Below are 23296 nucleotides of genomic sequence, written 5' to 3' on the forward strand. Positions count from 1 at the left end.
ACAATACTCACACACGGTACGCAGGCACCAGCTTCCCCATGCTTGAACTCTGGCTTTATGTTTGCGGGGCTGGCTATATCTTCCAAGCCGCCAGAGGTGGTACATTCGTTTTTAAGGTACCCTCCGGATTCAGACGCTTGAGCCGCTTAAGGCTTCCTGCAATCTTTTCTCCTGGTCGGGAGAAAGTGAAGTATGGATTACCTTGCCTTGCACGCCTGCAAGTTCAGCCAGAACCTTTTCCGGTTGCGCCTTGCGCACGAGAATGAAAAGCGCCGATGAGTTGTGGGGTATGGTTTCAGCAATCGACTTGATGAAATCGTCATTGATGCCGTAATCACTCAGGGAACCTGCCAGGGCGCCGGAAGCAACCCCAAGTACGCTACCCGTGACGAATCCCAAAAGTGGATTGAGGAACAGCGCTCCGACGAAGGTGCCAAGTAAACTTCCGGAAACGAAACCGGAAGTCGCCCGGGTTGAGATGAGATCGATGCTTTGCTTAAGATAAACCTTGCCTGTCTCGTCTCGCACCACCACTACTGCATCCTCGAGATCGATCAAATATTCCTTTTTTAACTTGCTAAGCCTTAACAGGACACGATCGGCTTCTTCGGTATCTTTAAATCCCACTACAACAAGTTCGGACATCTTTTTTCCTCCTTGAAATTCGTTCTTCACTACGTACGGAAAGCAGCAGGACCGCTTTGAAAGCCAGCGGGGAAAGCCAGCGCGTTGTCTGAAGCCTATTAATTATAGTGGCCGAGCTTCTGCCGTCCGTTCGTTGACACACTCACGAGTGGGTAGGCATCTATTGACTCATGACAAATCCGTTTACTTCCCAGCTCGCAATTCCCCACACCCTCAGATCGCGAAGGTCGATCACTAATATCAGCAAAATTCTCGAAGCAAATACGGCGAGAGGCAAGCCCGCACCCACTACTAGTCTGCGCGCATCTACGCCTAGCGCCATCTTCCTATTTATTTGTCATATGTTGGGAAGCGCACGAAAAAACAGTTTCATTTCGATCATCATGCGCACAACTGTGAACCTGGGTCATAAGGATTGCAGGAGATCTGCAACAACCAGCGCAGTCCTTTCCCGCCTCAGGTTCCTTCTCCTTTCACTAATACATCATTGAAAAGAGAGGTGACTCTATGAATGAATTGCTTTCAAAAACCTGGCGCTCCCTGGCGTTGTGTGGAGTCGTATCGGTTGTATTCGGTATTCTTGCAGCATTCTGGCCCGGCATAACGCTCCTGTGGTTGTTGGTAATGTTTGCCGCCTTTGCGCTCATCCGAGGCGTGACATCCGCGGTAGCGGCAGTTCAAAACCGGAAAACTTATAGTGATTGGTGGCTGATGCTCCTTTGGGGATTGGTAGGGATTGGAGCGGGCGCGATAGCGATCTTGCTTCCCAATTTGACTGCTGTGGCCCTGGTACTTGTGATTGGCGCGACAGCATTTGCCGGCGGCATCGTTGATGTCGTCATGGCGGTGCGCCTGCGCAAGATTATTCGCGGCGAAGCGCTCCTGATCCTCAATGGCCTTATTTCCATCGCGTTTGGTGTATTTGTGTTTTTCTTCCCGGGCGCAGGTGCACTTGCCCTGGTCTGGTTGATCGCCATGTACGCGATCATTTCCGGGCTGCTGTTGCTGACACTCGCATGGCGAGCAAAAAAATGGGGGGACAGGCACGAGGAGTGGTCTCATGGACTACGCCACGGGACCACGTGACTAAAAGCGAGACCAGGACTTTGGCACACCCTCTGCAGGTTCAGGCAGGAAAGTGTCGGATGCGAATCTCTAAAAATAGAAACCCAGAGGACGGTTACATGCCTTTGAGGTCGAGGTAGAGGGAGGTAAAAGCAGGGACTGTTTACATTCACTTACACTTGATTTAAAGGAGAAAAGCTATGTCAAACAACATTGTTCGTCGTTCCCCTCTTTCTGGTGACGTCACGCGTTATGACCCTTTCTTCAATATCGATGAATGGTTCAGAGATTTCGGCATGAGACCATTCTCGAATTTCGGGATGCGGCCATTCTCCATGGATATGGAAAGCGCCCCGCAGATCAGGATGGATCTTACGGAAACCAACGACGCCTATAAGGTCCGTGCGGAAATCCCCGGCGTGAAGAAAGAAGACGTCAAAGTGCAGGTGGAGGGCAACCGCGTCACGATCAGTTGCGAAACAAAGCAGGAGAGAGAAGAAAAAGAAGGTGAAAGGGTGATTTGCCGGGAATGCCAGCAGGGATCGGCCTACCGGAGCTTCACTCTGGGGAGTGAAGTTGACGAAACCCGGGCCGAAGCCAAGCATGAGAATGGCACCCTGGAGCTGACGTTGCCCAAGAAGGAGGGGGCAACCTCCAAGCGGATCGAGATTAAATAGCATTCAAAGCAGTATTCATCGCAGGCCGGCGTCTCGCCCAAAGGGCGGTCAGCACTGGGATTTTGCATTTGTACTGCATCTTATTTCATCTACCATGAATCTCTTTGTGATAGCAGGCACTACATGCCATTACTTTGCCGGGCTCTGCGATGGACCTCTTTCATCGAGTAACTGAGAATCCAATCCTTCAAAGAAAATAGGGCTGACGACTAATTTGCGCTTGTGATAGAAAAGAATGAAAAGTGTAATCATCATAGGTGCTGGACATATAGGCACCGTCATTGCCGAAGAATTGGTAGGCACGGGAAATTACCACATCACACTGGCCGACCATGACGTAGATCGGCTGGCTCGACTTCATCTGTCGGGCGTGGATTTCATGCAGCTCGATGTTAAAGATGTGAAAGCGCTGCATGGCGCGCTCTCGGGCAGAGAAATTGTGATTAGCGCCTGCCCGTTCTTTCTCAACGTCTCAATTGCCGAAGCCGCCAAGGTCTGCGGCGTACACTACTTTGACTTAACCGAGGATGTTGGCGTGACAAGACACATCGCCGAATTGGCCCACGGCGCCAAGACCGTCTTCGTGCCGCAATGCGGTGTAGCACCGGGAGCCATAAACATCATAGGCCATCACATGGCGGTTGGTTTCGACAAGACGATCAGCGTTCAATTGCGCGTCGGAGCCTTGCCGCTCTTTCCTACGAACGCGCTGAAATACAACCTCACGTGGTCGACTCACGGACTGATCAACGAATATTGCAACCCCTGTGAAGCGTTACAGGGAGGCCGGGAAGTTGAGCTGCTGCCGCTGGAAGGCTTGGAGATTTTCTCATTCGATGGCATCGACTACGAAGCTTTCAATACCTCTGGTGGCCTGGGCACCCTTTCCGAATCGTTGGAGGGCCGGGTCGAGAATCTCAACTACAAGACTGTGCGCTATCCGGGCCATCGCGACATCATCCAGTTGCTGTTGCATGATTTACGCTTGCGCGAAGACCGAGAGACGCTGCACCGGATCTTTGAGCATTCAATCCCGGAAACGGACCAGGACGTGGTCATTATGTTTGTCAGCGCTATCGGCCACCAAGGGGGTCGGCTCCGGCAGAAGACTTTCTCTGTAAAGATCTACGGGGACGAGCGCCACAGCGCGATCCAGACATGCACTTCAGCCGGTGTTTGCGCCATGGTCGATCTGTTCGTCGCCGGAAAACTTCCGCAATCGGGGTTCGTTCGGCAGGAGGACTGCCATCTCCCGGATCTTCTTGCAAATCAATTCGGTTGCGTTTTCCAACCCGAGCCCCCAAAAAGCGGTCGTTTGAAAAGAGCCGGCACGGCTGGCGACGGTGGAATGCGCAAGCTTCGTGAAGAGAATAGCGGTGAAGTTGAGGAGATGGCTGAATAATTCCATGTAAGCGATACTTATACCCATCACTACTATCCCTGTCGCCGTTTTCAAGAAAATCCCTATACTCAGGGCAAGGCCGAAGGTAGGCCGTTGTAGCTACTCGAACAGATCAGCATGCAGTTTGGTGACGATAAACGCTATCGGGACCGTCAGGTGAGCTGATTTATGCCGGATGAAACCGGGACGATGCCTCTTCATTAAAGTCACTTCATACAGCCTGTGGTCGAAATTTCCGGCTTGCAGTTGCGCTCCTTAACAATTTATTTATTGCTGTCCTCCCCGCCCACGTGGGGTGTTCCCAAAAAGATTGATGGCTGATTGAGCGATCTCGCTGAACTGTTCGCGATATCTCGGCCAACTGTTTTTACCGCACGCTCGGCCGAAATGTTGGTGAACTGTAGTGCAACCCACATGAGCTTCTTCATATGTAAGCTCAAGAATAGGGCCTAACATAGATAAAAAGAAAGTTAGCGCGTTATAAACAAGGCGACAAAGCTTGAATATTTGGGTTCAACGAGATCTTCGATGAGCGCATTAAGCTTATACTTAATTAATCCTTTCGCCTTTCCGTATGGGAACAAGGTCCGACCGGCAGATAGTCGAACGTTCCAGGTTGATTGTTAGAGAGGCGCCAAGATTAGCTCAAGTCCCATGCCGTACTTCAATCAATTGCCGCTAAAGCGTGAGCAGTCGCAAGCGGAAGAAATTGCAAACAGCATTAGCCATGGTATAGCCTTGGTCGCTGCACTCGTAGGGACTCCATTTCTCATCACTCATGCTGCCCGCTCCGGCGACACCAGATTCCTTGTAGGCACGAGTCTCTTCTCCGCGACTGTCATATTTCTTTATCTTGCCTCGACCATCTACCACGCGTTGCCGATAGGCAAGGCCAAGCGCGTGCTTAAAGTTGTCGAGCATTCTGCCATTTTTGTTCTTATCGCGGGCACATACACGCCATTCACGCTTAGAGTCCTTGATGGAGTATGGGGACGTGCCCTTCTCGTGGGAATTTGGGGTCTTGCGGTGGCCGGTATAATGCTCAAGGTATTCTATAAAGCCTCTTTACCCATTCTATCAACCATCCTCTATCTGCTCATGGGGTGGCTTGTTGTGATTGCGGCTGATCCATTGGTGGCTAAAATGCCCATACAAGGGTTGCTCTGGTTGACTGCGGGGGGCGTGTCTTACACACTCGGAGTAGTTTTTTTCGCTCTCGATTCCCGGTTGAGGTATGGCCACCTGGTTTGGCACCTCTTTGTGATCGCAGGAACAACATGCCATTACTTCGCCGTGCTCTGGTACGCTGCCTGAGGGCGCGGTTGTGCAAAATAAAGTTTGACGTTCTTCAAATAGCGCGTATCCTGCAGTAGGTCTTTGGATTCAAGCTGTAAACGATACCTCTGGTTGACTCTTTCCCTTGATATTCAGTGGCTGACCGCCTACAGATCACTGTGAGTGGAATCTTATTAAGGAGAAATGACATGGCAACAGAAACAGGTGTTGTAAAATGGTTCAATGACTCAAAAGGTTTTGGCTTTATTACCCCCGATCAAGGTGGAAAAGATTTGTTTGCCCACTTCTCTTCAATTGGGTGAAGGCTTCAAAACATTGCAAGAGGCCCAGCGTGTTACTTTCGATGTGACAACCGGTCCCAAAGGTTTACAGGCATCGAATATCAAGCCCGACTAAAATCAGTAAAAGCAAACCAAATTTCTCATGTGAAGTTTGGTTTGAGAACTGACAGTTCCAAGCGGGGGGAGCCGCGTGAAGATTCTTTATCCCCCCGAGTTCCATACCGTTATCCTACTGCAGCACTTCGTCTGGAATGAGTTTGGGCATGGTGCGTCATAGACCATGCCATCCGCTTTCTTCTGCCGCGCATCCCACTAAAAATATAGATATGACGTTCCGTTTAGGTTCCAGTCAAGCGAACCGAACCGAATAAAACGAGACTCAACGGCAGTGGAACATCTTCTGAAGCTTCTCAGTAAACTCTCCTTGGCAGCAGGCGTGCTATGTTCCAAATTAGACCATCAGATTAGATTCTGCCGATAGAAAAAGCCTTATTTCAGAGGCTGAGCAATTGCTCCCAATCGTTCCCGCGCTCTGTCTGTTCCGTTATAAAGTGACGGATACCAAAAATTAACCGGTTGATATATGCCAGCGAATGAAACAGAGCGAACCCTCCTCTTGAAGCAATACGAGATATTGCTACCTGCTCCCGACCGAACTCTAGATCGAATTACCACCCTGGCAGTATGCCTGTTTGACGTTCCGGTTGCAGTAATCGGTATTGTCGATAGCGATCATATCCGGATTGTATCCGCTTGTGGTCTTGAAACCGTCGAAATTAGGTTTGCCCCTGAATGTGCGGCAACCACCATGCTACGTGATGCCCCCTATATTGTTGCTAATACGGCGGTTGATACGAGCCTGCTTACAAAAACGCTTGCGGCCGAGGTAAAAGGTATGGAGTTTTATGCGGGAGCCCCCTTGATTACCGCCGCAGGTTTTAATCTAGGAGCGTTATGGATTATCGATCGAAAGCCTCGGGTATTGAATGAGAAAGAATTTGACAGCTTGCAGCATTTGGCATGCCTTATTATGGATCGGTTGGAATCAAGCCTAAACTTGAGCCGTATACTGACCCAGATAATCCGTAACAAAGATGCAGCGAGAAAAACCAGCTTGGAGCAATCAGAAGTTATTTCCAGTATGAGTCACGAATTACGAACGCCGCTAAACACCATACTCGGATTTGCTCAACTTATGGAAATAGATACTCCACCTCCAACACCATCCCAAAAGGCAAATATTGAACATATTCTTGAATCGGGATGGTACCTACTAAGTCTGGTTAATCAGCTCCTTCATTCTGCAGCGATCGAATCGGGGAAATTATCCCTGTCGCAAACGCCCCTATCGTTGTTCGCCATACTAGAAGAGTGCCAAACGATGATTAGATCCCAGGCACAGAAGAAGAACATCAGATTGAATTTTCCCCGGTATGAAGATGAGCTTCCCATGTATGTACTGGCTGACGAAACCAAGCTAAAGCAGGTTTTAATCAATCTTCTCACCAATGCGATTAAATATAACCGGGAGGGGGGTGATGTAACAGTGGAATATTCTCAAAATACCTCTGGAGCGACTCGCATCAGCATTCATGACACTGGTTTTGGATTGAGCCGAGATCAGCTCGATAAATTGTTTCAGCCATTCAATCGCCTTGGCCGGGAGACTGGCTCTGAGGAAGGCACTGGCATCGGGTTGGTCGTTACTAAGAAACTGGTTGAGCTTATGGGAGGAGAAATCGGCGTGGAAAGTGTTGTTTCAGCTGGCAGTACATTCTGGGTTGATCTCTCCTCAACCAAGCCGCCCTTGAATCAAAAATAGTAATAGTGGGGCAACGAACAGATTATAGGAGGATGTTCCGGTAACTTGAGTAGTTTTATGAAATTATCATGGTTTGAATAAACGAATAGGTTTTATTAACCTTCACTGTGTGCCCGCGACAGGATCAAGGTCAAAGGCTGATTTCCAAGTCCCTGGGTTACCTTTCGCTCAAGGAATCACCCTTTCAAAGAGTATACCCATATGTTCAGTTTGCTATCCATATTTGATTCGAGACCAGTCCAACCCGTAGCTTCCAAAGCAAGTATTCTTATGAAAGGTTCTGCTGAGCAGGTATTTCGGTACCTGGGCGATGATTTCTTCGAGAATTATCCAAAATGGTCTCCCGAAGTTAAAGAGCTCAAGCAAATCGGAGATCAGCCAATGGGACCAGGAGTTACTGCAAGGCAAGTGCGTATTGATGGTGGACACCGCTCTGAATCCAAATTCAGAATTACGCTTTATGAGCCCAACCGATCCCTGGCTTTTGCAGGTATTTCTGAGCCTTTTCACTGTATGTACGAGATACAGGATGAAGGTAGAGAAGGTCTAGTCAAACTGATATTTACCTTCGAGTTGTTGGAGATGAAGATATTTATGCGACCCTTCGAACGACTAATACGCATCGCGGTTCAGCATGGAGCTGAGCGAACGGTACGTAATATAAAAAACCTGATCGAGATTGACGCTGACACTGCCAACTGACATAGCAGTACAGAGAGTTATACGACTACTCAAACATCGGACGAGAGGATAACTCGGCAGCAAGTCGCAAAGCAGACGAACCTGTGCGCTGACTTTAAATCCATCGATCGGATACTTGGCATCGGACACTTATTATGTCCTCGCTAACTTGCTGAGCTGGATATCCGATCGCACTACCCCAAGTTGAGGATTTACGGTCTCCAGCTTACTTTCACCTCTCTCGAAGCAGCTAGAACGGGCCGTCAATCAATGAACCAGGAGGTGTTCATGTTGCACGACAAATGGCTTACCGTGAGACTGGCGTATCTGCGTAGCCTCCAAGCACCAAGTGAACAACAACGGCGGCTCCTCTTATTGGCAGACAAGCTCAAGCGCACCGAGGCGGACTCGCGCATCCTTACCGCGTTAATTAAAGCGGAGGCCGCGGCCGAGCGGGCCCAAAAGGCAAAGGCGGAAGCCGCCCACCTTGCAGCAAGGGACGAGGAAGCAGCACGTATTTTGGAAGCGATCAATAGAGAGGCGGCCTCAAGAGAGCGTGACCAGGAGCTGCACAATGCTGCCGAGTTGCTGATTCTGGCAGGTCTCGTGGATTCCGAGACCCGTGCTCCGGTATTCGATCGAGGGGAGCTACTGGGTGCCCTGCTGGGACTGGCAAACGTGCCGGCAGAGGATCCTAGAAGACGGGAATGGAAGCGTGCGGGAGATGCATTGCTTGGTGAGAAAACAAAATAAGAATGCTGCGCAAGAGAATTGTGGGAGGCAAGTTTTTTTCACAGCCTGATGTGCGAGCTCAAAAAGGAGAAACAATATTGGACGTTTTTTACTACTGGAAAGAATTTGAGGACAATGTCAAAGAAGATATGTTGGGCCTATTCGTTTCCAGCCGGGAGCAACTTCAAAAGCTGGAAGGCCGTCCTCCTGATTATATTTGGGTGTTCATCATTCCAAAAAGATATGGGGGACAGCGGGGTAAGGGTGATTACAAGTTGAAACTCCTTGCCACCTTAAAATGGTCTGATACATCACCTCGTGGATTGAGATCAACGGGAAAGAAAAGACCAATGTCAGACATTTACTATGATCCTGAAGCTGCCGATTCCATTCTCTATGAAGATACTGAGTCCGTTGAAGCGCTCGACCTTGTTACTACCCTAATAAGGTTGAAATACCCACGAGCGTTCAAGCCAAGGTTTCGTGGTGCGAATGGCGTACAAGTTATGGAGAAGGACCTTGTAGACAAATTTCGCAAAGAAACTGCTCATTATCCAGGTACACAATTCTTAACTGGAATAGCCGAACTCAAGAGGTCTAAGTAACGAGTATGACGAAGAGGGGTGGAACTGTCCTGCAGCATGATAGAGCCATGCAATGGATGGCTGACGAAGCGACATGGCGTAACAATGAGCAGGACATTAACCAGGGAGCATGACTCGACTACTAGAGTTTCAAATGACAAGGTCGCTGTTAGCAGCTCTTGTCATTTGTGGATGAACCACTAGTGGGGGTATAAAGGAATGACCACTGCCAACAAGATTTGGCTGTACCAGGATCAGCTGGGTAGTGTCATCGGCAGTGGTTATTTCGGAATTTGACCCTTCAGGTCGGCATGACCTGTTACCTTTGCGACTCGCTTTCTTTCGTACCCACGCATCAGGCATATCGTTACCTATGAATGGATATATATCCACTCACTGGCCGAGCAGGGTAAGGCCGAGCACGTCCCCCGCGGCACGCAGCTCCTGATCCAGTGTGGCCAAAGGAAGTTCGAGGCGCTGGGCCAGTTCGAGATAGGCGGCATCATAGAGGGTGAGACCGCACCGCTCGGCCAAACGCAGTGTGCTTGACCAAGCAAAGGTGTCTGTATCCGAATCGATCACGATATCCAACAGCCCCAAATCTGTCAGGGCCGCATCTCGGAACTCTTTACTGATGCGTCCTCGCCTGACTCCTCCTTGCAGACTGTTGGCTACTTCCAAGCGCCAGAGCGATGGCACTCGTGCACCGGCAACGACAACCTGATCGAAAACTTTTTGGGCGGCAGGGGTCAACTCGTCACTGTAGAGCCATGCCAAGGTGACTGAACTGTCAAGTATCAAGCTCACGTACGGCCTTCATCACGATAGACTTTCCATTCCTGCCAGTCAAAAGCGCCACCGTGCTTTAGGGCAACTGCTCGGCTACGGATGCGCTTGGCAGCTGCCATCGCCTTACTGGAATCATGAAGAGGAGTATTCGGAATTAACCGCGCCACAGCTTTGCCATGGCGGGTGATAATCACCTCTTCACCGTTCTCCACCCAATCGAGCAACGTCCCTAGTTTGTTCTTTGCCTCGAAGGCGCCAACTTCGCGCATTTGATCTCCATATAAGCTAGACTATATATCCAGCTTATCATGGGTGAATGGTTCGATCAATAAAATGATTTATCGTGTTTCCAAGAAAACTGCCTCTCCCCTCTCGCTATTTTTACCCATGATAACATATTTTATCATGGGTAAATTCCCGCCCGGATGCCGCCCAAAAGTATGATAGACCAGGCGCGAGCTCCGGTAGGAGGAGTTGGCAGCCCTCAAGGCGGATATCGACCAGGCCTTGAATGAGATTGGGGCCGGACGGCTGACTGAATTCAATCGCGAGCGGATCGTCGAGTGTGCTAGGAAACTGTTGGCTGTGCGCAAGCGCCCGGGTTGACAGCTGGAACCGGCTTGGCGTGGATATGCGCCTATATGACAATGGTGTGTATAGAAAGGGGATATAGGGGAAAAAATCGGGAGGCCCAGCTTGCAGTTCCTCCCAGAGTGCGCCTGTATTGCGGTCACTGGAAACTGTGATGAGAGCTGGATTGAGAGCAGGAATTTTCGCTCTCTGTCCGCAAGGCATTAATTGTTCACGTGTTGAAAAAAGATTGTCCCCATGATCAGCTAGATACTCGCTTACTTGCTCCTAAGATGGATTTGTATGAGTGAAGAACTAATGGGGTTCCCGACAGCCCCGGCTGCGCCTACCTCCGGCAGACCGGGGAGCGTATCAGGAGTTACATATTCCCGCACAGAGCCTAATAGGCGAAACGGTACGCCAATCGAAAGAAGCGATACGCAGTGAACAAGGCTGCTTATGCGGCCTTTTTTATTGCGGCTTTGCGCCATTTCTTATTTACTGAATTACGGCTCTCCGTATTACCGGCGTTCAAGATAGTGTCGAAAGGTAGGCGTAGCTGTAATATCGGTCCTATCATTTATCATCGCCTTTTATCCGTCTCACATAGGTCTTCCCTGATGCGAAGCGGCGGGATTTGTGGTAAAGTTTTCAGGCAGTTGTAACTGGAGAATGGAAGGAAAAGGTAAGGAAGGATCATGGCGAAATTTTACGAATCCGATCACACCCGGTTCATGCGTGAACTGTTCGAGAAAAATCCGAAATTGCCGGAGGACCAGCGGGAGGCGCGCGCAATCTGGTGGGACAAAAAGCTGGACCCGGAAGAGTGCCGGCGTTTCAAGGAATCCGCGGTGCCGCAAAAGGCTTACGTCTATTTCGGAAAATAGACATCCCCCTGGGAGCCTGGAAGCTTTTCCGGGCACTCCCCCGTCCGGATTTCCAGTGTGACGGAAGCGACCGAAAGCGGTTGAAACACGTTACATGGCTTCAAACACCCCTGCTGCACCCATTCCGGTACCCACGCACATGGTCACCATGCCATACTTCTGATGGTGCCGGCGCAAGCCATGCAGCAGCGTCGCAACGCGAATGGCGCCGGTGGCGCCCAGCGGATGGCCGAGCGCAATGGCTCCCCCGAGTGGATTAACCTTCTGCCGGTCTAATCCGAGATCATTGATGACTGCAAGGCTTTGTGCGGCAAAAGCCTCGTTCAGCTCGATCCAGTCGAGATCGTCCTGTTTTAGGCCCACCTGCTTTAGCGCCTTCGGTATTGCCTTCACTGGACCGATGCCCATGATTTCCGGCGGCACGCCCGCTACCGAATAGCCGAGAAAGCGGCCTATCGGGGTCAGGTTGAACCGCTTCAACGCGCCTTCGCTTGCCAGCACCACCGCACCTGCGCCATCGGACATCTGCGAACTGTTACCCGCTGTCACCGTACCATGGGCTGCAAACACCGGCTTGAGCTTGGAAAGAACTTCCGGGTTCGTGCCCGGTCGGGGGCCTTCATCGGTATCCCGAACCACTGTCACATCGCGTATTTCATGGGAAGCAATATCGGGTCGCTTTTCCACTACAGTATAGGGGGCAATTTCCTGCTCGAACTCCCCCGTCTCGATTGCTCTCAGCGCCCTTGTGTGGCTCGTCGTCGCAAACTCGTCCTGAGCCTCACGGCTGACCTGCCACCGCTGCGCGACTTTTTCCCCGGTAATACCCATGCCATAGGCGATCGCCACGTTTTCATCGCGCAGGAATATAGCCGGGTCCAAAGCCGGCTTGTTGCCTGACATCGGTACCATGCTCATGCTCTCGGTGCCGGCCGCTATGATCACATCGGCCTCTCCCAGCCGGATACGGTCGGCGGCAAGCGCCACGGTCTGCAATCCCGATGCGCAGAAACGGTTCACTGTCATTCCGGGCACGCTGTTCGGCAACCCCGCCAGCAGAAGCGAGATGCGTGCGACATTCAATCCCTGCTCCGCCTCCGGCATGGCGCAACCTGCTATCACATCCTCGATGGCAGCAGGGTCGAGACCTTCGCACTGATTGACGGCAGTCTTCAATACGTGGGCGAGCATGTCGTCGGGGCGCACGGTCTTGAACATTCCGCGCGGCGCCTTGCCTACCGGTGTGCGGACGACAGATACAATGTAAGCATCGCTGGTTTGCTTCGTTGTCATGATAAATTTCCTTTACGCTGATTCACAATAAAAACGATGATGGCTTTGACCGTCCTCGGCTTCCCTGTCGTACTACTGAAAACTGCTCTCGTTGCCTTTTTCGTTCTTATCTGCGTTTGTTCTTTCTGATCAGCTGTAAGTCGTTAAGTTGCCGGCTTTCCTCAGTTCCTGAGGGGTTTTCCCGTTTTCAAGGTATGCTCGATGCGCGCCTGGGTCTTTTCGGTTGCCAGCAGTTCGATAAACGCATCCCGTTCGAGTTCCAGGAACCATTCCTCATCGACCAGGCTTCCGGGTGTGAGTTCTCCGCCGCACATCACAGAGGCAATCTTGGTGCCGATCAGAAAGTCATGATCCGAGATAAAGCTACCTTCGTGCATGTTAACCAGCATGCCTTTGATGTTCGCGATGCCGGTTGCGCCGGCAACGGGGATACGGCGCGCTCTCAGCGGAGGGCGATAGCCCGCCTCCGCCATTGCCACCGCTAGCGCCTTGGCAACATAAAGCAGTTCAAACCGGTTCATCACGATTTCATCGGCACGCTGCAGATATCCCAGCTCTTTGGCTTCCTCCGCACTTTTCGACACTTGGGCCGTGGCCACGCTTTGAAAGTAATTTTTCAGCACGGGAAAAGGATCGCCGTCTTTCGCCTTCTGCGCTGCGCGTAGCGCCAACTCCTTGCAGCCTCCTCCCGCTGGCAGCAATCCCACGCCGGCTTCCACCAGTCCGATATAACTCTCTAAGGTAGCGACCGCACGATCACAATGCATGATGAATTCACAACCGCCTCCCAGCGCAAGCCCATCCACCGCCGCAATCGTTGGAATCATCGAATAGCGCAATGCCTGTGAAGTCTGCTGGAATTGCGCAATCATTGCTTCCACTTCCGCCAGCTTGCCCGCCATCAGCGCATCCGCAAGATTGAGCTTGCGCGCGGCTTTGAGTACGGCGGATTGCGCTGTTTTCTTGAATTTCTTCGCCAATACGTTGAGGGCTGAAGGAGGCTCTTCGTTCTTGAGGCGCTCGGTTGCCTTCTTCAGGTTGGCACCAGCAGAAAAGGGAGGCTCGGTCTGCCAGATTATCAGGGCACGCCAGTTACGTTCAGCTTCGTCTATCGCCTGTTGAATCCCATCCAGCACGTCACTACCGATAGTGTGCATCTTGCTCTTGAAGCTGAGTATGGCAATGCCGTCGTCGCCCTTTTCCATGCGACCACCTGCTTCAGCCTTTTCCGGCATGCTCCACATCCGCACCGCCCGGGTTTCAAATACGGTCTGGCCATACCGGGGTTCTTCGCTCAGCAGCCGGTCGGGAAACAGTTGCCGCCGGTATACCGGTAGCGAGGAGCGTAGCCGAAAACTCTTGCTGGAAGGCGCGTAAGAGCCTGGCTTCCTGTGTACTCCCTGTATGTCCGGGTTGACTGCCTGCCCCGAGCTTTGCCCCAATTCGTGTACCCACTCGGGCAGCGACACACTGCTCATACTCTTTCCAGCGGCGATGTCTTCGCTGATCCATCCGCTGATCTCGCCCCATCCGGCGGCCTGCCAGGTTTCAAACGGACCCTGCGTCCAGCCGAAGCCCCAGCGTATGGCAAAATCGAGGTCACGGGCATTGTCCGCTATTTCCTCGAGATGCACCGCGCAGTAATGAAACAGATCGCGAAACACCGCCCACAGGAACTGGGCTTGCGGATGAGGACTGGCGCGTAGGGCTCCCAGTTTGCCGGCAGGGCTTTTGTCTTTGAGCAGTTCCGCTATATCGGGGTCCGCCTTGCCCGCCGAGAGCACATATTCGTTTCGTGCAATATCCAGGACGTGAATGTCCTTGCCTGTTTTCTGGTATACCCCGCGCTTCGTCTTCTGACCGAGCGCGCCTTTGTCTATCAGGGCTTGCAACCAGGGTGGCACTGCATAGTATTCGTGCCAGGGATCACCCGGCAGCATTTCGCGCATGGTATTGATCACGTGGGCAAGAATATCCAGTCCCACCAGGTCGGCAGTACGGAAAGTCGCACTTTTCGGGCGCCCAATGAGGGAACCGGTCAAAGCATCCACCACGTCGAATCCAAGTCCGAACTCGCTTGCGTGATGCATGGTGGCGAGCATGGAAAATACACCAATCCGGTTGGCAATAAAATTGGGCGTATCTTTCGCGCGGACGACACCCTTGCCCAGGTAAGTAACCAGGAAGGCTTCCAGGTCGTCGAGCATGGTGCTATCACTGGTTGTACAGGGTATCAATTCCACCAGGTGCATGTAGCGCGGCGGATTGAAAAAATGGATACCGCAGAAACGGTGGCGCAGTGTTTCCGGGAACACCTGTGCCAGTTGATTGATGGACAGTCCCGATGTGTTGCTGGCAAAAATTGTGCGTTCCCCGAGATGCGGCGCTATTTTTGCATACAGTCCCGTTTTCAGATCCATGCGCTCCGCAATCGCTTCGATTACGAGATCGCACTCCCCGAGCAGTTCAAGGTTCTGGTCGTAGTTCGCAGGCTGTATGAATGTTGCTCTGGCTGTGCTTGACAGCGGTCGGGGGTCCTGCTTTTTAAGATTTTCGATTGCCTTGACTACATTCGCATTGGGATCCTCTCCGGCGGAAAGCTCGAATAAGAGAGTTTCAACGTTCGCATTGATCAGATGCGCTGCAATCTGCGCTCCCATGACTCCTGCGCCGAGAACGGCGGCCTTGCGCACGGTGAATCCAGAATTATTCACTTTTACCTCCAATACGATATGTCCACATCACTCGGGAGGAACCACGCGCGGCTTGCGATGCTCATCGACCGCAACATAGGTTAGCACCGCTTCCGTCACTCGATAGCATATTTCCTTGTCGCCCTGCCGTAATCCGCGCTGCGCATACACGACCACATCCACCGTAATGGAAGTCCGCCCAATCCGGACGATATTGGCATAGAAGCTTACGACATCGCCGACGAATACCGGTTGCTTGAATACGAAGGAATTCACGGCCACGGTTACGACGCGACCACGAGCCCGGCGGATGGCGGGAAGGCTACCGGCAATATCCACTTGCGCCATGATCCAGCCCCCGAATACGTCTCCCGCATAATTCGTATCCGTAGGCATCGGCACCAGCCGCAGCACCGGGTCAGAATCCTCAGGCAGCGATACCTGAGATTCAGTGTCACTGTCTGTCATTTTTCATGATTTCAACTGCTCACTCTACCGTGAATTTTGGCATGACAGGCAATGATCTGCTCATTACTTCGTGTAGAGCCTGTCCACCTCGCTTTTGTAATGGTTCAGCACATAAGTACGCCGCAGTTTCAACGTCGGGGTCAACATCTGGTTCTCGACTGTCCACGGCTCGGCCACTACGGCAACGCGATATATCTTGGCATAACCTGGAAATCCTTTGATCTGATAAGCGATGCGTTCCAGCAGGATTTCTTCGAACTTCGGATCGCCTCCTAGACGGCGCCAGTTCCGATCGAGATGGTATTCGTCTGCCATGCTTTCCCAATTTCCGGAATTGAGAACTGCCAGCACAGCTAAATGAGGACGTCCCTCGCCAACCACCATGACCTGTTCAAATAACGGATCGCGCAGAATCGCTGCTTCCATGTTGGCAGGCGGAATTTTTTCCCCGGTCGACATGACAATGATTTCCTTTACCCGACCAGTAATGGTGATATGCCCGGACTCATCAATTTCCGCGATATCGCCCGAATTGAGCCACCCGTCCGGGATCATTACCGCTCGCGTGGCCTCCTCATTGTTCCAGTAACCGAGCATGACGTTAGGTCCGCGAATAAGCAAGGCATTCTGCTCGCCGAGCTTCACCTCCACCCCTGGAATAGGCCGTCCGACACTCGATGGAACATTGTCCTCGATCGTATTGCAGCAAACGACCGGGCTGCTTTCCGTCATACCGTAGCCCTGGAGGATGGGTAGGCCCAAGCCGATAAATACGCGGGAAACCTCGCTCGATAATGCGGCTCCGCCACTCATTGCTGCGCGCAGCCGCCCTCCCAGTTTGCTCATCACCTTCTTTGCCACCAGTATTTCCAGCAACGGCCACAGCGCATGGGAAAAATGCTTCTCGGCGCGCCCCTGCTGATACTCGAACCGGTTATACCCGATCTCGACTGCAAGATCGAACAGCCTGCGGCTCAGCAAGGGACCCTCCGCCAGCTTGGCGCGAATGCCGGCATATATGCGCTCATAGATTCGGGGCACCGAAACGAGGATGGTCGGCCGGATGATCAGCAGATCCTCCTGCAGCTGGGGAATCGAGCGCGCATACGCCACTGTCGAACCCCGCATCATCGGCACATAGTAACCGGCAGTTCGCTCAAACGTGTGGGACAGCGGTAAAAAGGAGAGTAGCACATCGCTTTCTTCGATCGGTACGACCTGCAGGCAGCCATGCGCATTCGTCAGTATATTATGATGACTGAGCATCACGCCCTTGGGGCGCCCGGATGTGCCCGATGTATAAATGATGGTAGCCAGTTGGTGCGGATCACGAGCGAGGACACGGCTTAGCGCGGCTTCTTCGGAAGCTTGATGCTCCGGCTCCGCAGGAAGCTGATAGACGGGTTCCACGCTTGGCAACGACTCGGTCGGTCTCTCGCCGGGGAACCACTCTGGCAGCCAGTCATGCAGCGCAAGTACGAGCTCGTTCCCTCTATGACCCTGCCTGACGCTGCCCTGGATAATGATGACGCGCACAAGCCCCGCCATCTGGTCACGCACTTCGGAGAAAGCGAGCCACTGCCCCAATTCCTCCAGCAGAAGTATCTTGACGCCTGCATCCTGAAGGATATAGGCCGCATTATCCGGGCGATCAGTGGGATAAAGCGGCACTACCACCAGCCCAAGCCTCAGCGCAGCCTGTTCGAACATTACCCATTCCGGACAATTTCTTAACATTATCCCGACGCGGTCACCCGGTTTGAGCTTTTCCTTCGATAGCGCAATCACCCAATGTGCAATGCGCTCATCCATTCGCGACCAGGTAAGGTCACGCCACTTGCCGCTCGAGCGGTCATAATCCCGATAGGCTATCGCTCCGGGCGTGCGGCGTACCCGCTCGCGGAACAATCCATCCAGAGTTCCCGCAGTTTCCACCGGAATGATGCCCGCCATGTCCTGTCTTCCAGGTGTTGTAGGGGTTTCCGCTTCGCTTGGCGTTGTTGCCGGAGATAACGCCGATCGAACCTGCTGCCGGCTGGCGGAGGCATTGTTCATATAGTGCTCATGCGTTGCTCATCCGTTGATTGCGAAGCAGCCTCAGTTGCCTTGTCCGATCTGGAGCCAAAGTCAGAAGGAAAATCATCCACCATGATCACGCGGCGCCGCAAGGCTCCCATTTTTTTCAATATTTCCAGTTCCGTGGACGTAATGACTCTTTGCTTGAGGGCAGCCGCGATGCTCTCTTCTTCCTGCGCGGGAATCTGCCCGCTCTTTATCGCCGTACGCAGCTTGGCTTCCGTTGCCTCACAGGACACTGCATGCTGCAATGCCTGTTCCAGAACATTCAGCGGCTCGTCTTTGGCTGTGGGGATGTAAATACCGGCAGTGAGGCGATCACGTGCTTCGCTGGGCGCCAGCATCAATGTTGCAATTTTGTGTTCCAGTTCGTCCGGGGGCGGAGAGAACGGTTTGCCCAGCGGAAACACCATGAATCGCAGTACGCGTCGCGTAAATCCGGTAGCGGGAAAATTATCCAGTACCCCATCGAATGCCTGTTGCACGCGATACAACGCATCCTGCATGGACCAATGCAGCAGCGGCAAGTCAGAAGGGGGTCGACGATCGTCATTAAAGCGTTTCAGCACAGCGGAGCATAAATAGAGAAGGCTTAGAATATCGCCCAGGCGCGCAGACAAACGCTCCCTGCGTTTGAGCGATCCGCCCAGAACCAGAAGGGAGATATCGGCGAGAAAGGCGAAAGAGGCCGAGCAACACGTCAGCTGGCTGTAGTAACCCTGTACTTCCGAATCTGTGTTGAGCGGCGCCTTCGCAAACCTGCCGCCGGTAAGCCCGTGCATGAGCGATCGCAAGCCATTGCCGACCGTAAAGACAAAATGCCCGGCCAGAGCCTTGTCGAATTCCACCAGCCCCCGCTTCGTGTCGGAGTCTCCGGCGGCGCGGATTTCCTTCAGCAGGTACGGATGGCAGCGTATCGCGCCCTGGCCGAAAATGATCATGTTTCGCGTAAGGATGTTGGCCCCTTCCACAGTGATGCTGACAGGAATCTGCTGATAGCTACGCCCCAGGTAGTTGCCGGGCCCCAGGCAGATGCCTTTGCCTCCATGCACATCCATTGCATCATTGATCACCTCGCGTCCCCGCTCAGTGAGATGGTATTTGACGATGGCGGAGATCACGGAAGGCTTTTGCCCGAGATCCACTGCCCCCGCAGTCATCATTCGCGCCGCATCCATCATGTACGTATGACCCCCGATGCGTGCAAGCGCTTCTTCAACACCCTCAAAAAATCCGATAGGCTGCTTGAACTGCACACGCACTCTACTGTAAGCGCCCGTTGCGCGTGTGGCCAGCTTGGCTCCGCCAGTGCTGGTGGCGGGCAGGGAGATGGAGCGGCCCGCGGCCAGACAGTTCATCAGCATGCGCCAGCCCCGTCCTACCCCTTCGAGTCCTCCGATCACATACTCCATGGGGATGAAAACGTCTTTTCCCGAATTGGGTCCGTTCTGAAAGGCGGCATCGAGCGGAAAATGGCGGCGGCCGATCTCAACACCCGGCGTATCAGTGGGAATCAGTGCCAGGGTGATGCCAAGATCCTTCTGGCCGCCCAGAAGTCCATCCGGATCATGGAGCTTGAATGCAAGTCCGAGGAGGGTCGCGACCGGGCCAAGCGTGATGTAGCGCTTCTCCCAGGTTACGCGCATGCCCAGCACCTTCTCATTACCGTTGAACGTGCCATAACATATGATGGCCGAATCGGGAATGGCGCTTGCATCCGAACCTGCTTCAGGTCCGGTGAGCCCGAAACATGGCACCTCCAATCCCTTCGCCAACCGCGGAAGATAGTAGCTCTTCTGCTCTTCCGTGCCATATTGCAGCAGCAATTCAGAGGGGCCCAGCGAATTGGGCACCATTACAGTCACTGCAGCGGTGCCGCTGCGTGAACTGATTTTCATGATGACCTCGGAGTGCGCGAATGCGGAAAAGCCCAGCCCCCCGTACTCTCTGGGAATAATCATGCCAAAAAACCCCTTGTCCTTGATGAACTGCCATACGTGGGGCGGCAGATCATGCAATTCCCGCGTGATCTGCCATTCATCCAGCATGGCGCACAGTTCTTCCACAGGGCCCTCCAGAAAGGCTTTTTCTTCCGCCTGCAGCTTGGGCTTGGGGAATGCCAGCAGCTTGCTCCAGTCCGGTCTGCCGCTGAACAGCTCTGCCTCCCACCATACTGTGCCGGCATCCAGCGCTTCCTGCTCGGTTTGCGAGATATGGGGCAGAATCTTACGGAAGATTTTCAGCAGGCGGCTGGAAATGAGGATGCGGCGCACCTGCGGTACGAAAATGATGACACTGGCAACTAAAATCAGCGTCAGAAGCAGAGATGAGATCAAGGTAATTTTCCTGGGTAGGTTTGTGACACCTGTAAAAAACCGGCTCTCTATACGGGTGCGACTTCTCAGCCGTCAGCCGGAGCGGGGGCGCCGCGGACATTCATCTTGTTATCCACTTTCTTCACTCCTTCAACCATCCACGTGAGCATGTTGACACGATCCAGTTGAGCCTGGTTATCCGCAAAACCGCTCAGCATTACCGTTCCATTATGCGCTTCCACCCGGACGTCGAGATGCCGGACATCCGGATCCGCCTTCAAGGCGCCCTGTATCGAACTGTTGAGCGTGCTATCATCCACAACCGCCTGGGGTTCCGGCGTCTTCCATGATTCATGCACCTTCTCTTCTTTTCCGCAACTCGCCAGGGAGAGGGCGCCTGCGAAGGCGACGGCTAAAACTACAGGTTTATATCTATCGATCATTTTATTTTTCCTGGTCAGAGTAAAAAATGCCAATCTCGCGCTGATCAAATAATTACCGATTATGAAACCTCTGTAAACTTCAATCCAGTGTTGAGGAGGTACGTTTTCACCTGTTCAGGCAGATTTTCTTGCAGGCAGTCGAATTCTCTGATTTCTTTCATGGAACGAAGCCAGGTGAGTTGGCGTTTCGCCAATTGCCGGGTTGCGGCCAACGCCATTTCCCGCATTCGCAATGCGTCGGTTGCGTTTTCCAGATGCATCCATACCTGCCGGTAACCCACGCACCGCATCGAAGGGTTTTCGTCACTGAGATAGAATTTATCACGGATTGCCCGCACCTCATCAATTAATCCATGCTTCAGCATCTGCTCGAAGCGGTCTGCGATGCGCTGGTGCAGTGCCTGACGGTTGCCGGGAACGAGCGCAATCTTGACCACCTCGTAGGGTAGTGAAACATTTCTCGGCTTGCTCAGTGTTTCCGACATGGGTTTGCCGGTGAGATAGAACACCTCCAGGGCGCGCTGTATGCGCTGGCTGTCGGTTGGTTTGATGCGTTCCGCGCTGACGGAGTCCAGCCGGAACAACTCCTGGTGCATCGCGGGCCAGCCGTTTTTTTGGGCTTTGGCTTCAATCGCAGCGCGCAACTCGCTGTTCGCGGAAGGAAGTTCCGAAAGCCCCTCGAGGAGCGTCTTGAAATAGAGCATCGTGCCGCCTGCCAGAAGCGGAATATTGCCCCGATCCGTAATCTGACGCATGGTACGCAGTGAGTCAGTGCGGAACCGGGCAGCAGAATAATGCTCATGCGGATCGATCAGATCGATGAGATGATGAGGCGTGGCCGCCAGCGCTTCCACGCCTGGTTTCGCAGTGCCGATATTCATGTGGCGATAGACCTGCGCCGAATCCACGCTGATGATCTCCACCGGAAGATAACGTGCGATATGCAGCGCGAGCCTGCTTTTCCCGCTTGCCGTCGGCCCCATCAGAAAAATGGCAGACGGATAGGGGGAATAGTCCGCTTTTTTTTCATTCCGGATTCTTCTGCCCTGTTCAGTCACGGTAGCCGGGAAAAGGCTATGCCTATGGTAATTGCCTATGTCGTGGATCAACCTCTATATTTTCGCCAAGGCGCTTCGGATGGTTTCCGGTTTGCGTTGCGAGTGGTCCGGGATTGAAATCTGTTTTATTCAAGGGATTAAACGCGATATTCGATTGAATGACAAGCATTGGTTTTTTCGGTTAGAATCCGTTCCTTGACTGGGCGCCCAAGCCCGCCGCGTTTGCCCAAACCAATTCTATTTTATGATTCTTGTACTTAGCCCGGATACCGGACCTGAAAGTCCCGACTACAAACAGTTACTGGCGTATCTTGCCAATATGCCGGGAATATCCACTCGGGTGCGCACCGAGGTCGGCAGCGAGCAGACGCTCACCGAAGTGTATCTGATCGGGAACACGAAGGCGCTGCTGGTCGAGGATATGCAAAACCTGCCATGTGTAGAGCAGGTTGTCCGGATCTCGGAGGAGTATCGTGTTCTTGGCCGACACAAGGATGATCACCGGCCTACCTATTTCGATTATAACGGAGTGCGTTTCGGTCAGGATACGCTGAACGTTTTTGCCGGACTGTGCGCAGTGGATACGCTCGAGCACGTCGAACTGATGATGCAGGCGCTGCGGGACCACGGACAAGTGTGCACCCGTATGGGAGCCTACAAGCCCCGTACCAGCCCCTACTCGTTTCAGGGCCACGGCAAGGCCTGTTTACCCTACGTATTCGAACTGGCCGGAAAATACGGCATCCGGGTGATAGCCATGGAAATCACCCACGAATCCCATCTCGAGGAAATCTGTGATGCGCTTTATCGCACGGGCAATGCCACCGGGGTCATGCTGCAGATCGGCACGCGCAACACCCAGAATTTCGAGTTGCTGAAAATAGTGGGACGCCAGCAGGATTTTCCGGTGCTGCTTAAGCGTGGTTTTGGTATTACCCTGGATGAATCTCTCAACGCTGCGGAATATCTGGCATCCGAGGGTAACCGCAAAGTCGTTTTCGGTCTGCGCGGCATGAAAACCAACATGGGAGATCCGCATCGCAATTTTGTCGATTTTGCCCATGTGCCAGTGGTCAAACGGCTGACACGCATGCCAGTCTGCATTGATCCGTCGCATTCTGTCGGAATGAGAGCCGCGTCCCCGGATGGCATACTCGATATCATGCATGCAACTGCGCAAGGCGTCATCGCCGGCGCCAATATGATACTGGTGGATTTTCACCCTGCGCCGGGGAAAGCGCTGGTGGATGGACCTCAGGCGTTGTTGATGAGGGAATTGCCGCTTTTCTTGGAAGACGTGGCCATTGCTCGGAAAGCTTACGAGCAGCGTGTTGCCCTTGCCCAGCGTTATCAGGAGGATGCCGAACCAGCGCTGTCCTCCTCGGTACAAAGCGCCTGAATGCCAGTCTGAACTTCTTTTCGAATAGACACTCCAGGCACACCGCGCTGCCGGCTGCCTCAGCTTCCCTTTCCTCATTCTTTCCAGTTCTTCTCCATAAACATACCGGGAGGGGGGCAG

General features: G+C 52.9%; 20 protein-coding genes and 1 pseudogene. 11 read left to right on the plus strand and 10 right to left on the minus strand.

Going from position 1 to position 23296, the window contains the following annotated elements; all coding sequences use genetic code 11:
• Nucleotides 1-129 precede the first annotated feature (129 nt).
• Nucleotides 130-645 carry a DUF1269 domain-containing protein gene (locus BMY01_RS14885; protein WP_074748915.1) on the minus strand — a complete coding sequence of 172 codons (516 nt, stop codon included), beginning with the start codon at nt 643-645 and terminating at the stop codon, nt 130-132.
• A gap of 507 nt (nt 646-1152) precedes the next feature.
• Here BMY01_RS14885 and BMY01_RS14890 point away from each other — a divergent pair.
• From BMY01_RS14890 to BMY01_RS14930, 9 genes and pseudogenes are all read left to right on the plus strand, one after another.
• Nucleotides 1153-1731, plus strand: coding sequence for an HdeD family acid-resistance protein (locus BMY01_RS14890; protein ID WP_074748916.1), 579 nt, complete (start codon nt 1153-1155; stop codon nt 1729-1731).
• A gap of 179 nt (nt 1732-1910) precedes the next feature.
• Entirely contained in the window at nt 1911-2387 is a 477-nt protein-coding gene (locus BMY01_RS14895; RefSeq protein WP_074748917.1) for an Hsp20/alpha crystallin family protein, read from the plus strand.
• Between the two features lie 235 nt (nt 2388-2622).
• Complete coding sequence (locus BMY01_RS14900) at nt 2623-3789, plus strand: saccharopine dehydrogenase family protein (protein WP_074748918.1); 1167 nt, start codon at nt 2623-2625, stop codon at nt 3787-3789.
• Between the two features lie 654 nt (nt 3790-4443).
• Nucleotides 4444-5103 carry a PAQR family membrane homeostasis protein TrhA gene (gene trhA, locus BMY01_RS14905; RefSeq protein WP_074748919.1) on the plus strand — a complete coding sequence of 220 codons (660 nt, stop codon included), beginning with the start codon at nt 4444-4446 and terminating at the stop codon, nt 5101-5103.
• Between the two features lie 170 nt (nt 5104-5273).
• Nucleotides 5274-5481, plus strand: a pseudogene (locus tag BMY01_RS14910) (cold-shock protein).
• 468 nt (nt 5482-5949) lie between these two features.
• Nucleotides 5950-7188: a GAF domain-containing sensor histidine kinase gene (locus BMY01_RS14915; RefSeq protein WP_074748920.1), complete on the plus strand. Its 1239-nt coding sequence runs from the start codon at nt 5950-5952 to the stop codon at nt 7186-7188.
• Nucleotides 7189-7389: 201 nt separating this feature from the next.
• Complete coding sequence (locus BMY01_RS14920; RefSeq protein WP_074748921.1) at nt 7390-7890, plus strand: SRPBCC family protein; 501 nt, start codon at nt 7390-7392, stop codon at nt 7888-7890.
• A 267-nt stretch (nt 7891-8157) separates the two neighbouring features.
• Nucleotides 8158-8622 carry a conjugal transfer protein TraD gene (gene traD, locus BMY01_RS14925; RefSeq protein WP_074748922.1) on the plus strand — a complete coding sequence of 155 codons (465 nt, stop codon included), beginning with the start codon at nt 8158-8160 and terminating at the stop codon, nt 8620-8622.
• Between the two features lie 2 nt (nt 8623-8624).
• Nucleotides 8625-9206: a hypothetical protein gene (locus tag BMY01_RS14930; protein WP_074748923.1), complete on the plus strand. Its 582-nt coding sequence runs from the start codon at nt 8625-8627 to the stop codon at nt 9204-9206.
• A gap of 372 nt (nt 9207-9578) precedes the next feature.
• Here BMY01_RS14930 and BMY01_RS14935 read toward each other — a convergent pair whose 3' ends face one another.
• Both BMY01_RS14935 and BMY01_RS14940 read right to left on the minus strand, forming a co-directional pair.
• The gene (locus BMY01_RS14935; RefSeq protein ID WP_074748924.1) at nt 9579-9992 is read right to left on the minus strand and encodes a type II toxin-antitoxin system VapC family toxin; all 414 of its coding nucleotides are present in this window, start codon (nt 9990-9992) and stop codon (nt 9579-9581) included.
• Nucleotides 9989-10243 carry a type II toxin-antitoxin system Phd/YefM family antitoxin gene (locus tag BMY01_RS14940; protein ID WP_074748925.1) on the minus strand — a complete coding sequence of 85 codons (255 nt, stop codon included), beginning with the start codon at nt 10241-10243 and terminating at the stop codon, nt 9989-9991. Before BMY01_RS14940 ends, BMY01_RS14935 begins: the two co-directional genes overlap by 4 nt.
• Nucleotides 10244-11242: 999 nt before the next feature.
• On the opposite strand from BMY01_RS14940, the gene BMY01_RS14950 reads away from it, so the two are divergent.
• The gene (locus BMY01_RS14950; RefSeq protein WP_074748927.1) at nt 11243-11431 is read left to right on the plus strand and encodes a DUF3460 family protein; all 189 of its coding nucleotides are present in this window, start codon (nt 11243-11245) and stop codon (nt 11429-11431) included.
• A 90-nt stretch (nt 11432-11521) separates the two neighbouring features.
• On the opposite strand, the gene BMY01_RS14955 is transcribed toward BMY01_RS14950, so the two are convergent.
• The 7 genes from BMY01_RS14955 to miaA all read right to left on the minus strand — a co-directional run bounded on the left by BMY01_RS14955 (nt 11522) and on the right by miaA (nt 21702).
• Complete coding sequence (locus tag BMY01_RS14955) at nt 11522-12724, minus strand: acetyl-CoA C-acyltransferase (RefSeq protein ID WP_074748928.1); 1203 nt, start codon at nt 12722-12724, stop codon at nt 11522-11524.
• Between the two features lie 161 nt (nt 12725-12885).
• The gene (locus tag BMY01_RS14960; protein WP_074748929.1) at nt 12886-15438 is read right to left on the minus strand and encodes a 3-hydroxyacyl-CoA dehydrogenase/enoyl-CoA hydratase family protein; all 2553 of its coding nucleotides are present in this window, start codon (nt 15436-15438) and stop codon (nt 12886-12888) included.
• Between the two features lie 27 nt (nt 15439-15465).
• Entirely contained in the window at nt 15466-15885 is a 420-nt protein-coding gene (locus tag BMY01_RS14965; protein WP_074748930.1) for an acyl-CoA thioesterase, read from the minus strand.
• Between the two features lie 63 nt (nt 15886-15948).
• Nucleotides 15949-17940, minus strand: coding sequence for an AMP-dependent synthetase/ligase (locus BMY01_RS14970; protein ID WP_217638684.1), 1992 nt, complete (start codon nt 17938-17940; stop codon nt 15949-15951).
• The gene (locus BMY01_RS14975) at nt 17937-20297 is read right to left on the minus strand and encodes an acyl-CoA dehydrogenase (RefSeq protein ID WP_074748931.1); all 2361 of its coding nucleotides are present in this window, start codon (nt 20295-20297) and stop codon (nt 17937-17939) included. Before BMY01_RS14975 ends, BMY01_RS14970 begins: the two co-directional genes overlap by 4 nt.
• A gap of 65 nt (nt 20298-20362) precedes the next feature.
• Nucleotides 20363-20719 (minus strand): BON domain-containing protein, encoded by a 357-nt coding sequence (locus tag BMY01_RS14980; RefSeq protein WP_074748932.1) that lies wholly within the window; start codon nt 20717-20719, stop codon nt 20363-20365.
• Nucleotides 20720-20778: 59 nt separating this feature from the next.
• Nucleotides 20779-21702, minus strand: coding sequence for a tRNA (adenosine(37)-N6)-dimethylallyltransferase MiaA (gene miaA / locus BMY01_RS14985; protein ID WP_217638685.1), 924 nt, complete (start codon nt 21700-21702; stop codon nt 20779-20781).
• Between the two features lie 319 nt (nt 21703-22021).
• Between miaA and BMY01_RS14990 the strand changes: the two genes are divergently transcribed.
• Nucleotides 22022-23176, plus strand: coding sequence for a 3-deoxy-7-phosphoheptulonate synthase (locus BMY01_RS14990; RefSeq protein ID WP_074748934.1), 1155 nt, complete (start codon nt 22022-22024; stop codon nt 23174-23176).
• The last annotated feature ends 120 nt before the right edge of the window (nt 23177-23296 follow it).

Origin of the sequence: Nitrosospira multiformis (assembly GCF_900110185.1) — a bacterium.
Classification (GTDB): Bacteria; Pseudomonadota; Gammaproteobacteria; order Burkholderiales; family Nitrosomonadaceae; genus Nitrosospira; species Nitrosospira multiformis_A.